The 13,712-nt window shown below is 36.9% G+C and carries 22 protein-coding genes; 1 reads left to right on the forward strand and 21 read right to left on the reverse strand.

All coding sequences use genetic code 11. The annotated features are described in order from the left end of the window. Positions 1–18: 18 nt before the first annotated feature. The 17 genes from ACQKEV_RS09160 to ACQKEV_RS09240 form a co-directional block, all read right to left on the reverse strand. Positions 19–1,065, reverse strand: a complete 1,047-nt coding sequence (locus tag ACQKEV_RS09160; RefSeq protein ID WP_427445774.1) for a phage tail sheath subtilisin-like domain-containing protein — start codon at positions 1,063–1,065, stop codon at positions 19–21. Positions 1,066–1,092: 27 nt separating this feature from the next. Continuing rightward, positions 1,093–1,527 (reverse strand): hypothetical protein, encoded by a 435-nt coding sequence (locus tag ACQKEV_RS09165; RefSeq protein ID WP_427445773.1) that lies wholly within the window; start codon positions 1,525–1,527, stop codon positions 1,093–1,095. After that, positions 1,524–1,946, reverse strand: a complete 423-nt coding sequence (locus tag ACQKEV_RS09170; protein WP_427445771.1) for a hypothetical protein — start codon at positions 1,944–1,946, stop codon at positions 1,524–1,526. The genes ACQKEV_RS09165 and ACQKEV_RS09170 overlap by 4 nt, the downstream gene beginning before the upstream one ends. After that, complete coding sequence (locus tag ACQKEV_RS09175) at positions 1,946–2,290, reverse strand: hypothetical protein (protein ID WP_427445769.1); 345 nt, start codon at positions 2,288–2,290, stop codon at positions 1,946–1,948. Before ACQKEV_RS09175 ends, ACQKEV_RS09170 begins: the two co-directional genes overlap by 1 nt. A 1-nt stretch (position 2,291) precedes the next feature. Further along, on the reverse strand, positions 2,292–2,684 hold the full coding sequence (locus ACQKEV_RS09180; protein ID WP_427445767.1) for a hypothetical protein: 393 nt from the start codon (positions 2,682–2,684) through the stop codon (positions 2,292–2,294). A gap of 11 nt (positions 2,685–2,695) precedes the next feature. Continuing rightward, positions 2,696–2,845 (reverse strand): hypothetical protein, encoded by a 150-nt coding sequence (locus ACQKEV_RS09185; RefSeq protein WP_427445766.1) that lies wholly within the window; start codon positions 2,843–2,845, stop codon positions 2,696–2,698. Between the two features lie 61 nt (positions 2,846–2,906). After that, a complete protein-coding gene (locus ACQKEV_RS09190; RefSeq protein WP_427445764.1) occupies positions 2,907–4,001 on the reverse strand; it encodes an SU10 major capsid protein in 1,095 nt (364 codons plus the stop codon). A 25-nt stretch (positions 4,002–4,026) separates the two neighbouring features. Next, positions 4,027–4,686, reverse strand: coding sequence for a phage scaffolding protein (locus ACQKEV_RS09195; RefSeq protein ID WP_427445762.1), 660 nt, complete (start codon positions 4,684–4,686; stop codon positions 4,027–4,029). Between the two features lie 74 nt (positions 4,687–4,760). After that, positions 4,761–5,687 (reverse strand): phage minor capsid protein, encoded by a 927-nt coding sequence (locus ACQKEV_RS09200; protein ID WP_427445761.1) that lies wholly within the window; start codon positions 5,685–5,687, stop codon positions 4,761–4,763. A 4-nt stretch (positions 5,688–5,691) separates the two neighbouring features. Further along, a complete protein-coding gene (locus ACQKEV_RS09205; RefSeq protein WP_427445760.1) occupies positions 5,692–5,934 on the reverse strand; it encodes a hypothetical protein in 243 nt (80 codons plus the stop codon). Positions 5,935–5,942: 8 nt separating this feature from the next. Further along, positions 5,943–7,448 (reverse strand): phage portal protein, encoded by a 1,506-nt coding sequence (locus tag ACQKEV_RS09210; RefSeq protein ID WP_427445758.1) that lies wholly within the window; start codon positions 7,446–7,448, stop codon positions 5,943–5,945. Next, positions 7,445–7,897, reverse strand: coding sequence for a phBC6A51 family helix-turn-helix protein (locus ACQKEV_RS09215; RefSeq protein WP_427445757.1), 453 nt, complete (start codon positions 7,895–7,897; stop codon positions 7,445–7,447). The genes ACQKEV_RS09210 and ACQKEV_RS09215 overlap by 4 nt, the downstream gene beginning before the upstream one ends. Before the next feature lie 32 nt (positions 7,898–7,929). After that, positions 7,930–9,690, reverse strand: coding sequence for a hypothetical protein (locus ACQKEV_RS09220; protein ID WP_427445755.1), 1,761 nt, complete (start codon positions 9,688–9,690; stop codon positions 7,930–7,932). Between the two features lie 229 nt (positions 9,691–9,919). Then, positions 9,920–10,129, reverse strand: coding sequence for a hypothetical protein (locus tag ACQKEV_RS09225; protein ID WP_427445754.1), 210 nt, complete (start codon positions 10,127–10,129; stop codon positions 9,920–9,922). Between the two features lie 267 nt (positions 10,130–10,396). Then, positions 10,397–10,981 (reverse strand): recombinase family protein, encoded by a 585-nt coding sequence (locus tag ACQKEV_RS09230; RefSeq protein ID WP_427445752.1) that lies wholly within the window; start codon positions 10,979–10,981, stop codon positions 10,397–10,399. A 360-nt stretch (positions 10,982–11,341) separates the two neighbouring features. After that, the gene (locus ACQKEV_RS09235; protein WP_427445751.1) at positions 11,342–11,608 is read right to left on the reverse strand and encodes a hypothetical protein; all 267 of its coding nucleotides are present in this window, start codon (positions 11,606–11,608) and stop codon (positions 11,342–11,344) included. A gap of 74 nt (positions 11,609–11,682) precedes the next feature. Continuing rightward, positions 11,683–11,961, reverse strand: coding sequence for a hypothetical protein (locus ACQKEV_RS09240; RefSeq protein WP_427445749.1), 279 nt, complete (start codon positions 11,959–11,961; stop codon positions 11,683–11,685). Positions 11,962–12,132: 171 nt separating this feature from the next. On the opposite strand from ACQKEV_RS09240, the gene ACQKEV_RS09245 reads away from it, so the two are divergent. After that, entirely contained in the window at positions 12,133–12,318 is a 186-nt protein-coding gene (locus ACQKEV_RS09245) for a hypothetical protein (protein ID WP_427445747.1), read from the forward strand. Between the two features lie 4 nt (positions 12,319–12,322). Here the strand turns inward: ACQKEV_RS09245 and ACQKEV_RS09250 are convergent, their stop codons facing one another. From ACQKEV_RS09250 to ACQKEV_RS09265, 4 genes are all read right to left on the reverse strand, one after another. Beyond that, on the reverse strand, positions 12,323–12,475 hold the full coding sequence (locus ACQKEV_RS09250) for a hypothetical protein (protein WP_427445746.1): 153 nt from the start codon (positions 12,473–12,475) through the stop codon (positions 12,323–12,325). A gap of 151 nt (positions 12,476–12,626) precedes the next feature. Next, on the reverse strand, positions 12,627–12,773 hold the full coding sequence (locus tag ACQKEV_RS09255; protein WP_427445744.1) for a hypothetical protein: 147 nt from the start codon (positions 12,771–12,773) through the stop codon (positions 12,627–12,629). A 15-nt stretch (positions 12,774–12,788) separates the two neighbouring features. Beyond that, entirely contained in the window at positions 12,789–13,460 is a 672-nt protein-coding gene (locus ACQKEV_RS09260) for an N-6 DNA methylase (protein WP_427445743.1), read from the reverse strand. Continuing rightward, positions 13,457–13,693, reverse strand: a complete 237-nt coding sequence (locus ACQKEV_RS09265; protein WP_427445742.1) for a hypothetical protein — start codon at positions 13,691–13,693, stop codon at positions 13,457–13,459. The genes ACQKEV_RS09260 and ACQKEV_RS09265 overlap by 4 nt, the downstream gene beginning before the upstream one ends. Between the last annotated feature and the right edge of the window lie 19 nt (positions 13,694–13,712).

The following is a 13,712-nucleotide window of genomic DNA, read 5'->3' on the forward strand; positions in this document are numbered from 1 at the left end:
ACTGACACTTCCTTTCTTTTAAACTGTGATTGTTAAGAAAATTCTTTCCATCGAGTCTAGTTCACGATAGCTGATTGCTAGGAATACTTGATCCCCGACAGAAGCAACGATTGGATCAAGAGTGACCACGATGTCTGTCAAGACACCATTCTGCTCAAGTGTTTCCAAATAAACTTTGATTGCTGAAATCAAGGCAGCTTGTCCATCTTCATCGTTGTTGACTTTCCCGATGTAGTTGTCACGGGCTGTTTTCTCAACATCCGTAGCAATTGCAATTCGAGATCGTGCTGAACGAATTTTTAAGCCATTCGTTGTGATTGCTGATTCAATCTTCACTTTCTCACCGTCATGAACAAGAACTAACGATCCTGCTTCAAGTGCAGAAACTACTTCACTATTACGGAATCGTCTATTTACATCATCAAGAGGTACTTGAGCGAATGTCAGAGAACGATTGATTGCCGAACCTGCGATAGCTCCTGCGATATATGGTGCATACTTGCCTGAAGAATAGTCCACTCCACCGACATTTCCTCCTACAATTAGATTCACGATAAAATCATGTTCCAATGAAGTGCTACGAGCATTTCCTGTTGCAGGAGTAGAATCATCCGCAGCACTTCCACCCGTTACATACATGAATAGTTTTTTCTCAGCAATGTTTTGCTCAAGCCACGTTTTGACGTTTGCATTTTCTCCAGCAGGTGGTTCAATATCCCAAACAAATACGTTGAACGCACGAGCTTCATACGCTTCTCGCATTGCGATATAATCGGCAGCATCAGGAGTTGCAGGAACTGTATAAACTAGTACTTGTTTGGCTCCACCTTGAAGAACCAATTTCACTGGTGCAATATTCGCAAGACCGAATAGTTCAAGTGCCTGTGATTCATCCTCAATTGTGTAGAAGTTTTCAGCAACCGCTGTACCCGAATACGTATGAAGAGGTAAAGCGACAATTCCACGTTCACCACCTGTGATTTGTGCAATCGCTGCATCTTTAAAATTAATATATAGCCCTGGGCGCTTTGGTAACGCTGTTGGGTTCCATTGTGATATAGGCATTCTCTTGCCTCCATTTCTTTTTTCTAATTAGTAAAACGCTGAAGTGACATTTGCCATCTTTGGAACAACTTCAAATGTTCGGCTGATGGTATATGATGCCTCGACCATACATAGGAAAGAGTGCAACCCACTATCTGTCTTAAAAACACGGGACATTGAATGATCCTGCATTTTAATAAATCGATCTTCGCAAGCCAATGACCCAGTTTCAGTGAAAAGTGCATCTACTTTTGCATGGAGCTCCATCGCTTTGTACATATCTTCAGCATAAAAAATCAATTGGTAGGAACGTTTTCTGTGCACGAGTGTACGATTTAATTCCTCTGCATCCGTTCCGACCACTAAAAAAACAGCCTGACGGTCAGTCGGCTGTTGCTTTGCTTCTGCAATGAGTTGAATAGGCTTCAAATTTTCATTTATTAAGCTTTCAAAAGATGAAAACTCTTGTAGTATAGAAATCATTTGCTCCACCCTATCTTTCCAAGAGCACTGAGTATTCTACCCTCTAATATCGTTTGCCAACGTGACTCATCAACTGACTTGTCCAAGAATTCATATTCTGTTCCAGGAGTTTGAAGTTTCTTACCTTCTGCTTGTAGTTCATGTAGGTAATATCCGTAATTAAAACGTCCATAACCACTCGTATGATTAACAGCATTACCTGTAACCATTACGTTACTCTCAAGACCATCAGGATTAACTTTTCCTTTGATTTGTTTACGTAAATTCCCACTATCAAGTGGTGCAATATCTCTCGCTTCCATGACCCAATCATCTTTAATCGAATCTAATCCCTTTACAGCTGCCTCTCCAGCAACTTTTGGGGCATGTTGAATAGCATCATGTAAACTACTTAAATCCATTTCAAATTTAATAGCCATTACACATACACCACCGTGAGTATGACTTTACCTGCAAGATTACGTTTAGGTTCAATGTCGAGAGGAGTATAAGTTGTGGTAATACCGAGTTCATTTGTGTACTCAATAGTGTCTTCATAACGGATGTCAGCAAGTTTATCCAAAATAATCCGAGCACTAGACTGAACTTCATTGGACATAGATTGGTTTACACCAACACTACTTGATGCTCTCTTTACTGTTTTTTGTTGTTCATCCAAGCGACACTTCATTGTTACGGTTTCTGGCAATAACGGACGATTGTATTTATCAGTTTTGTAGGGTTTAGTTACTGTAATTTCTTGCTTCAACGGTATCAACGCCACTTTAAAACACCGTCCATTTAGCAATCTTGATGTGTGGATTCAATGATGTAATTCCATTTTCAGAAGCTATAAAATCTAAAGCAGATTGTGGAATTAACTCTGATAAATCGCTTACAGAACGATTAAACCTGAATGAACTAACATCTGGAATGGAGAACTGTTCGACTCCCTGCATTTGCAATTTATTAGTATCATTAGTTGCTGTTGCTAAAGATGCGGCATACTCATAAACAGCAAGATCAGGAATCACATATTCGGGAAATTTAGATTTCAAAATTCTTTCCGATGTGTTTAGTATTCTCTGTTTCCTTTGCTCGTCTGCTTCAATCCAGTCATCAATATCAATGACATTAAGACCGATGTATAAATCAGCATCTACAATAGTTATGGGCATTGTTACCCCTCCTATTTGTCACTCGCTTTTTTAATCCCTTTAACTTTTAACAGGGCTGCTTGTAACTTTTTATCATCTGTCGTGTATTCGTAATCAAAAAATTGAATGGCTTCATCGTTAATGTAAACCGTTTCATTTTTATACATTGATTTAAATTTCATTTTGATTACCTCCTTCTTTACAATTAAAAAAAGAGCCCACAAGAAGTGAGCTCCAAAAATATTATGCTAAGTTGAAGATACGTGCGTGTGCTTTCTCTTGTTGGAATTCAAGAGTGTACTCACCCACTAGCATACCTTCTGTATAATCACCTTTAGTACCAAGGTAAGTATGACCGAACTCACGAGTCTGTAATGGACGAATAGCTGTGCGGTTTGTATCGAAAATGATTACCTCATCAGAAGATAAGTTGTCATTTAAAAGAATTTCAGCACTACCGAAGTCTGATAAGAAATAATCAACAACTTGACCTCGACCATTATCTTGACGGTCTAAACGGATGTCAGCTTTACCGAACGCTGAAATCACTCGTTTTTGCTTAGCAGGAACCATGATTTTGTAGTTACCGCCTGTTTTAAATCCACCAGCAGCCCAAATCTTTTGCAACTGATCAGAAAGCATATCAGCATTTAATGCACCAGCTGATGCATTAGCAACATTTGTTTGAATAAATGAACGCATACCGCCCATTTGAGCAACCGAACCATTACGATATTTAACTCCATTTACAATTGCTTTTTCAAGCTGTAAACCAAGCTCAATAATCTTCTTAGCTTTCTCTTTCTCGTATTCATTGGCAACTCCGTATTGAGATACAGCAGCAGCAGTCCCTGAAATACTGATTGATTCATCAAAAATCTGCGTGTAATTATTCTTAGGAACACGAGCTTTGTAACGAGCTGAACGAGCATCTGCACCTTCAGATCCTTCAACGAACTGCACTTCGATTTCAGCACCGTTTGCAATTGCAGCAGCAGTTGTACCTGCATAGCCACGGTCAACCGTTAATGTTTTTGTGCCAACATTGACTGCTGTCACTTTTAACATTTCTGATCCAACTTTGACAATGTGTCCTACTCGGAATGGTTCTACATCTGCTACAACAACTGCGGTAGCTACGTTAGTTACTGCTCCATTTACTGTTGATTCAGTACCGAACATTGAATCCTCAAACCATTCGTGGTTTGTTGCTGTTACCGCTTCAGAGAAGCCAAGCAAGTTTAATAATGGTGTTTGTGCTGGATTTAGTAAAAGAAAAGCATCCGTTACACTTTGTTTTACGCCTACTAATTTTGGGGATAAGATTTCTACTGTCATTTTTTGTTGCCTCCTAGTGTTTTGGTTACATATCCAATTCTTGTTTTAACTTGTTATAGTTGGCTAAGTCTTGAATACGTCCCGTTTTCTTGTATTGTTCTCCTGCTTCTTTAAGAAGTTGTGCTTTAGTACGTGTACGATCTTGATTACCTGGATTTGAAGGAGTACCGATTTCCGCTGACTCTTCAGACAATAAAAACGGCTTTTCTTCAGCAAGTGTTTTTACGACATCTTCTAATCCTTCAATCTTTCCATCTTCACCAATTGTGAAGGCAGACATATCAATTAACTTCATTGCATCGTCCACGTATTTAATTTTTGCTTCTTTAGCAGCAGTTTTGAAAGCATTCACAATTTGATTTTTTGTTTGTTGTGCTTTCATTTCGTTGAGTTCTTTTTCAAGTGTCGCAGCATGTGACTCTTTATCAGTCAATTGTTGCTTAATCTTATCGAACTCGGTTAAATCTTTTTCCTCATATTCCTTCAACTTGCTCTTGAGTTCATCGTAATCAGCTGGTGGTTCGTTTTTAATCCTAGCCACTCGTTTTTTGATGATTTCTTCAAGTTCTGCTTTCGTGAAAGTTTTATCTGCATCTTCATTGTTGTTGCCATCTAGTTGTTTATCTTCATGCAAATTATTCTCTTCCGCAAAAAATTGAAGGTTAAGCTTTGGAAATTTTGTCATATTTACTCCTCCGTTTTAAGCCCGTTCGGCAATCTCAATGAGTTTTTAACGTCTTCACGGATTGGACGTTTTTGTTAACTGACCAATGGATTTCGACCACCTATTGCAAGTGCTCGCTTTCCTAGTTCTGCTTGTTCTTCTGTACGCTTCTTACGTTTTTCTGATAACTCATCCAAACTACGAATAGGTGTGATTACATGTTTACAATTCGGATGAAAAATTTGACCGCTATTACGTAACTCTTCGATTGTTGGATAATCGCCTGGTGCATTTGGATCAAGTTTTACAATGCGTCCCTCATGGAATCGACAAGCATTTGGAGCATTATGAGAAGAAACAATTGCATATTGAACTCCATTTTCAAGAGCTTCATTTGTTGTAGCTTCAATGTGAGCATTTAGCATCTTAGTACGAACAACCATTTCAGCGTAAGTCGCTGGTTTCCAACGTCTACCTGCTTTGTCGATTATTCCAGTTCCTAATGCATCGCCAAGGTCTTTTTTCCACTCTTTTAATACATCTCGCTTGAGTGCTTGAGTGCCATTTATACCTTGTGTCAAGTTTGCTCTCATGCTTTTACCAGTTCCCTTACGAATTGCGTTTCGGAGTTTACGAGATACATTGTTTGTAACTTGCAATAAGTCATCTTGTGTATCTGCTACAATTGCCCGTACTAACAAATCGTTTATTTCGGAAAACTGAACCATTTTTCGTGCATCCTTCATACTTTCGACCAAAGATAAAGAGAATAACGTAGTTGCTATTCCCTCAGTTACGGCACTAGGCATGAATGTACTTGTCCATGTAGTGACACCAGTATTTAGTTCTTCAAGAATAGCTTCTATGTTCTTCTGAGTAATTAGAATTTGAGCACGTTGGAAATCATTTATAAAAAGAGTGTTCATTTCTTTTTCTAACCGTTTTATTGCAAGTTCATATTCCTTAACTAATAACTGAATATCATCGTTATAGTTGGGTTGGGGTGCTTCCCGAATAGACATTGAATCAACCCCAATCTCTCATAGAATCAAGAAGATGGGTTTTGAGAACTTCCGCAAGACCGATTTGGACAACCTTTGAATCACTGTTCCAACCTGAATGAAAATCTCCATTTTTCGTTTGAATCATACAAATGATACTTTCAACTTCTCCACTATCGATAAGTGCCTGAATCGATTCCAAAAGCTTACTAGGTGTGATTTCACCGTTCTTTTGAGCCTTAAACTCTGTCAAATCTTTGATTTTCATCTCTTCACCTACTCATTAAATACGTTAGAACTGACTGGCTCATAACGCATCTCATCTTCAGCAATTCGTTTCAAAATCTCATCAGCTTGCATGTCATCCAGTTCATCTTGACGTTTAATTGCCGTCTTTTGGTCAAGTGTTGGTTTATCACCTGTACGGATTGCCATGATTTCAGCCTCTTCTTTTTCGTTCTTTGGAATTCCATCTTTCCAATAGATTTTTGGATAGATATCTTTACCTGTGTAAGTACCATGTGCTTTATCTAATTGGAAACATGCCCATAGAGCATCACGGACAGCTTTATCAAATCCATTACGAATTCTTTTAACTTTAGATAAAATTGGCATGAATCTTGCTTTAATTGCTGTGCCATCTGAATGACTAGTTCCTGTTCCTCCTGCATTTCCGTCACTAATTGTGGTACCAAACAACCATTGTGGCGTTTCAGACATTTGGAAAATATACGAGACTAAGAACCCAATCTCTTTAAAGGCACCTTCCATTTGACTATCCCATGTGACAGCACCAGGCTGAACATCATCTTTACCTAACGGAATGTACTTCCCACCAAATTGAGTAGCAGAAGGAGTACCAGCAACACCAGATAATTCGGGACCATATAACAATGGATCAGTATGCTTTAATAAAACATAATCCAATTGAGCTAAACGATCTTCAAGAGCTTGCAATGCGTGTTCAACAGTTTCGATGAATCCTTTCCCTTTCCAATCATCATCAACAGATGAATAAGGAATATGGAATACTAATGGATGTTTTGCTCCTGTTTTCACTACATCTTTATCGAGTCCTGTATCTACTTTTTCTTCAATTAGATATGTAGAAATAGGATAACCATATTGATTGTTAACTGTTTCAGGAATTTCTTTCATTCGATATCGCTCATTAATGATGTAACCAGGCAAATGTTTTTCTACTATTAAATAGGGAACTTCTTTTTTACCTTCATCAACCCACTCAATTACACAGACATTAAATGCCTTGAATTTTTTCACATTGCCTTCAACGACTTCAGGAAAAACCATATCAGCAGCTGCATGTTCAATAATTGCTTCAGAACGTCCTACACTGGTTAATCCATATTTAGCAAGTTCAGTAGTGTCTTCACGTTTACCAAAACGCACCTTTAAGAAACTGTCTCCTCGATATGATCCACTTGTTGCACTTTCGTAAATCAAAGTGTTTAAGTCATTTTCTTCGACGTAAGAATTGAGTGCTTTTTGTTCTTGAGAGTCATCTTTTTCGCCACTATCATATGTCGGTCTGTCACCAATCAATAAATCAGCTGGTTTTAATGACAAGATATATGGCAAATTAACCGCAATGTATAATGTTTCAAGTTGAGGTTTTTGTGGAGAGTCTTTCAATAATCTGTGCATACGATCATAAATATCTGCGTGATTACCGTTAAAATAAGCTTTCATTCGATGATATTTAGCAATCCGTTCAATATGATTTTCAGGTGGAAAAGTTTTGCCCACTTCAATCAAGCTCATTCATTTCCCTCCTCTAATAAACTGTCGATATCTGCAATAGTTTCCTCAATCTGATCGTTTGAATGATTACTATCAGATGTGTCATGTTGTTCAACAATCTGACGTTCAGTTAGTAATCCAAATCGACGATAATACAAATCAATCGCCTTCACAGAAGGTTGTCCATTATCAATTAATGACATTAACTTCTTATTAACAACCGCCCTCTTTTCTAACAAGAAATCGTCAGCAATTGCATTCTTGTATTCAATAAACTCAGGAATCGAACGCCACTCATACAATGTGTTTCGATGAATTCCGCAAGCTTTTGCAACATCATCATAATTTGCATGACCTTCTTCACCTTTGTCTTTAAGCTCGTATGAGAGTAGTTCATATGCGGCTTTTACTTTTTGAGTTCCCAGTTTTGCTTCAAGCTTTTTCATCCGTGCGCTAGGTTTAATGCTCATTTATTTCACCACCATTCAATATTTTTCGATTTTTAACCATATAAAAACGCTGGCTTATCGACCAGCGTTGCTTTGCGTCTAAATACATTGTCAACTGCTCCTTGTAGTGCATCTATGGAGTCTACATAATCCCCAAAAGGATATTGAGCGAGTTGGTCAATTAGTATTTTATGTTTGTCATTTAGTATCAGTGTTTTATTGTGGAATAATGGCTCAAGTGATTCCATTCGTTGCTCCTTACTCGATTTATGACTCTTTACATCATTGATTCGAGTAGAAGATAAACCTTCCACACGAACAGCTTCTTGTAACTGTCTAAAGTATTCATGTTGAGCATTAATCGTTTCAACTGAGAACACTTGATGACCAAATTGACGGATTTTCTTAATAATGACATCAATATATACATGAGCTGGTTCCTTAGAGGCGTATTCATCTAATACAAATATCAATCCTGTCTTATCATGCTTACCTACTGTAATAACCGCATTGTAACAACTACGTGCATTCTTACCTTGAGCTATATCCCAAAAGCCACTTATGGTTAATTCGTTCATTGGAATGAGCAAATCCTCGTACTGAATGAACGTTTTTCCATTTTCAATTCGATAATGATATTTGCCATAATTGTCAGGGAAGAAGAATTGTTCATCTTCTGAAAATGCGAGATTACGATACTCTGAATTATAAGCACGTGTGCCCATATTCACTTTCTCATGCATTAATGCCCTATATGACCATCGCCAAGACCATGCAACAATTACACCATCTTCAAGTTGTTCCTTATGAGCTTCATAAAAAGCATCAGGTTCATCCATACTCTCAGATTTAGCGTACAGTTCGTTATATTGATCCCATAACTGAGGATTATTCGGTTCAGATACGACAGCACCATGGAAGGATGCTTTGAAGTCTTTACGTTTCAATACGTGATTCAGTAATCCTGTTGCAGATACCATTGTTCCGACTAAAACTATTGCAGTTCCTTTGGCTCCAAGTGGTACAACTTCTGTATTAAACCAGTGAAGCATCTTCTCACGTGCTTCTTTTGTATTCTCATTGTGACTTGACGAAGCATCATCGATAATGACTAAATCAGGTCTTAAGGCTCCATGACGTGAACCACGGAGACGTTTACCAGATGATGAAGCTTCAACAAGAGAGCCTTCAGTCGTAATGAATAGCTCCTCGTTGTCCTTTGTATTCATACTCTGTTTTGGGTAGAGTAACTCACCAAAGTCTGAACGTAATTTTTCATTAAATTTAAGCTGTTTATTTATCCAACCAATTAATTTCTTGGATAGTGTATCTGTTTCAGTTACCACTAAGATGTATTTACGTTTTCTAAATACAAGATTCTTTAATGGGAAAGCATTCGAGAATGTTCCCGATTTATTATGACCCCTTGCAGCAGCAATCGCTAAACGAGCATCGATTTTTTCATTGTTCACATAGTCGCATAAGTCGAAGAATTCTCTGTGTATTTGTGCAATCTGTTCAATTGGATCATGAGGTGTTCCATCAGGTGCATGACGAATAATATTATCATCGTTATCTGGATTTTCTAAATCGGATAAGTACGCATATGAGAAATAAGCATCATCAACTTCAGCTCGATGTATACGTTTTAGTCGTATTAGTTCATTCTTATCAGCCATCATTTGTTCAGTATGAAATTCAGTTGCCATTTGACGTTTATGTAATTCAACTAATTTCTTCAAGCGATTCGAGATGAGATTTATTCTGATTGCTCTATCTGTTCGATTTATCCATTTATCTGATACCCATGCCATATGCGTACCTCCTTTCTTATTTGTTTGGTTTTACTGTGAATTAAAGTTCAAAAATTTTCTTTGGTTTTGGTATATGTGAAGGTCAAAGGATGCGGAAAAGATTGATGATAAACGTAGCAATAAGCAAGGATATTGCCATTCTGCTTACTCTGATTTCCACCTTTTCTTTAATCATGTATGTGTAAAAACGTTTCATCCCTGCCACTCCCTTGTTGTTATCTGTTGTGTCTTATTTGACATAACGGTCAATTTCCTTCTTTGTCTTACCAACGATTTGTATATAAGCATCATCCATCGTCACAGTGTCTGAATATAGTCTTATGTCGTTGAAATCGACACTTACAAACTTCCCATGTGAGCGATAGTGTAGTAGTAGGTCAACTGCTTCTTCGATTGTAGAACCTAAAATCAAATTCACCTTTTCGTAGTTTTTATCCATTTAGCATACCTTCCTTTCTTCCTTCACCGTTTGAATCAAGTGCAACGGCATTTATACGCTCATTGGTGCATCCAAAGGGGGATTATGGACACACCAATCAGCATACAATTGTGGTTAGTGTGATTCGTTTAATAATCAGCTGACTACCTGAGTTAGAAAAAATGGTGCGTAATTTTAAAACAGCAGTTGTAGGATATGGAAAAGGGTGGCTTGGGGGTAGGAACATTTGTTCTTATTCAGACATTAAAAAAACGCAAGCATATACGCTCACGTCTTTGGTTGCTTATTAAGTTTTGCATAAATAGTTGGCTTAGGAACACCAGTAATTTTCACAATATCTGCTACACTCATACCATTTGTGCTTCGATTAGCCATAAGTTCTATTGCTTGCTTTACCTTCTTATCTGGCTGTCCTTTACGTCCCATATGCTTACCTTGTGCCTTAGCTCTCTCACGTCCTTCAGATGTGCGTTCTACTATGATGTCACGCTCAAACTGTGCGAATGATCCAAGGATATTAAACATCAAATTGTTTACACCTGTAGCACGTTCCCCTGCATTGAATGTTAGGTTATCCCGTATGAATTCAACGCTTACACCCTTCTTATTTAACTCAGTTACAATCTTATTTAAGTCGATAACACTTCTTGCCAAGCGATCAATCTTCGTTACTACTACAACGTCTCCATCTCGTACATTTTCAATCATTGCAGCTAACTGAGTACGTGGTGCAGTGGATGTACCAGTTACCTTCTCAACATATAAGCGTTCACATCCAGCTTCATTTAAAGCTAGTTCTTGTGATTCTAACTCTTGACCTACCGTTGAAACCCTTGCATATCCAATTCTCATTCTTATTACCTCCGTCTTTATGTTAGGTTAACTTCTATACTTTTAATTATAGACTAACATTTATACAATTTCAAGTAATAAAAACAGCGTTTTATCGGTAAATTTAATTGGATTGGATTAGGTGTATATAAGTGTTAACTTTTAGACTACTAACCCCCTGAGTTTTGACAGATGGATTCGCTTCAGACCTTTGCAGTAGTTGTAATCCATTCGTCTGAACAAATTTGAACTAGATATATCAATCTCATATCACTCACATAATAGCTACAGTTTCAAGGTTTCTTCATTAATCATCAGTAAATAACTACATGGCTACAATTTAATTTCCCCATAAGAAAAAGCATCCGATTACTCGAATGCTCAATCTTTCCCATGTTCCAAAGTTTCAATTGAATTTATTGCCCTTAATAAATCTTCTTTACTAAGAACTAACTCGCAAATTTTTCTCATGGAATTGTTTTCTGTTTCTGTCATTACGTTTACCATAATGTAATCTTTATAAGTAATCAAAGTATTAAACTGTAACCACCTACTCGAAACTTGACAAGGCACGTATCCATTACCATGCTCATTGATCTTTCTTTGTTCATAAGAAATTGGAATTTTTACAATTTTATTCTCATCCAAACTAATCACCTCAATTGTAAGATGATTATATTCTATCATGAATAACCTTTGTCATTACTAAAGCACATACTTTATTATTCTGATTCATCAAATCCGTAATAACCGCAATCCCAACCATGAGACATGTACATATCTACCTGTGATTTCAACACATCATCATCATTAGTTTCAATGTTTAAAACTTCCAAGTAAATGTATGCGTAATCTTCTTCATAGTTGATCACTATTTCTACTACTCTTACTTCTTCGTCTGATTCAAATGCCGAAGATTCAATTCGATCTTTTACACTTGGTATCACATTTGACTGGAAAGTCTTTGTAACAGTTCTCCATTTTTTAGGATTGTAATTCAAAGTAATACCACGACTAATAATAATATCCAATTCTTCCACCTCACTTCCATTCCTAATAATAGGATAAAAGCGAATGGGTGTAAATGAGAATTTTCAGAAACTAATTATGAATAAGCTCTTTTTCAATTCCCCATACTGTTTGCAATAACTACAAAAGGATTGGTGACAACAATGTCAAATGACTACTCTGAAGGAGACAAAATGATTTTCGCTTCTTATATAATGCTTGAGGTTGCTGCAATGCAAGCAGAAAATGAAATCTGCAAAGCAAATGGGCATTATCCTAAATTTAATGGTAATGACTTTGCTAAAGCAGTTAAATGGGCAAATGAAAGAATGAGAGGAGGATGGTTTTAAGCACCTACCCTCTTTTATTAGCATCTTCTTCATCTAGCACAATATTTTCATTAATCAATTTATCCAGGTTTTCAACTAATTCCTCTGGACATTTTTCTTTGAACTCTTTGCGAAATCGCTCTTGTACTTCTGGATTCTTTCTAATTTTCATTTTCAATTGATACACACCTCTTTCATTTTAATGAAAAAGAGTATAGCCATAAATCGCTATTGCAATACGTAAATTTTTCCATTACAAAACAAAAAAAGAGGTTAGGCAATTGTGGATCAAATGGGAACACCCCAACCACATGTCGCAAACCCTCTTTTTATTTTCGTCTACTCTCAATACTATGTTGCAGTTCCAATTGGTCACGATTAATCTTAGCTAATTCAAGACTATGCTTTAAAAACCACACTTCTTGCTCTAACTCCTTAATCTTCATTTCATATTCAAACTTTAAATCATCATTCACTATGGTTGTCTCCTTTCATACACTCATCAAATGTCTAGGAAATTCTTCACTCTCAACCAATGGCTCATACATAATTCCGTCATCCCATTCAACTTTCAAGAAGTCCGCAACTTCCTGTGTATATGGCATTACATTCAAGCTGCTAAACATCATATGGTCATCTTTTTCATTCTGGACAAAGAAACATCCTTTTGACTTCCTACTTAGCACATCACAATGAACCACAATGGCATTCATTCCTCGAATCATACAATTAAACAACAAAAAAGGTATGCACCTATCACTCAATTCCTCACAGTGATATACATACCAACTCGGCTTATAATCAAATGGACTATGATTCATTCTATCCTTTTGCCATGCTTGAATTGTGATTCCTCCAGTACCTGCACATGGTTCATATCTAGTCCAATTGTCAATCTCAGGATCATTCATCAATTCAACTAACAACCTTGCTACACTAACAGGAGTAAAATCTTGCTTCTTGTTCTTCCTATCCGCATGTTCATCTTGAAAATATTCATGAAACCAATCATAGCTAACATCAAAGTCAAATAACTGAAGAAACTCCATAAATACCTTCTCACGCTTATCTTTATCTCTTAACATCTTCATCAATGCTTCAGGTGCCTTGTATGAATCATCAATTCCCAACAGTTCATTAATCTTCTTTGTAATATCACTCATTCAATAACCGGTTCAACTTTCAGATACTTTTCCTTAGCCGACTTAATCAAATCTAATTCACTTTGAATCTCATCAAATTTACCCTTCTTCAGCAATGATTCAATCAGCTCAATTTTCCCATTAAATCCTTCATTAAATTGTTCAACTCTATAATCCATACGGTCTGATTTAGCTTTCAAATTTTTGTATCGTGTATTTGGTACATATGGAATATTTTCAATTGTAATTGTCATGTAATTATTAATCCCCTCT

Source organism: Paenisporosarcina sp. NPDC076907 (assembly GCF_050269735.1).
Taxonomy (GTDB): Bacteria; Bacillota; Bacilli; order Bacillales_A; family Planococcaceae; genus Paenisporosarcina.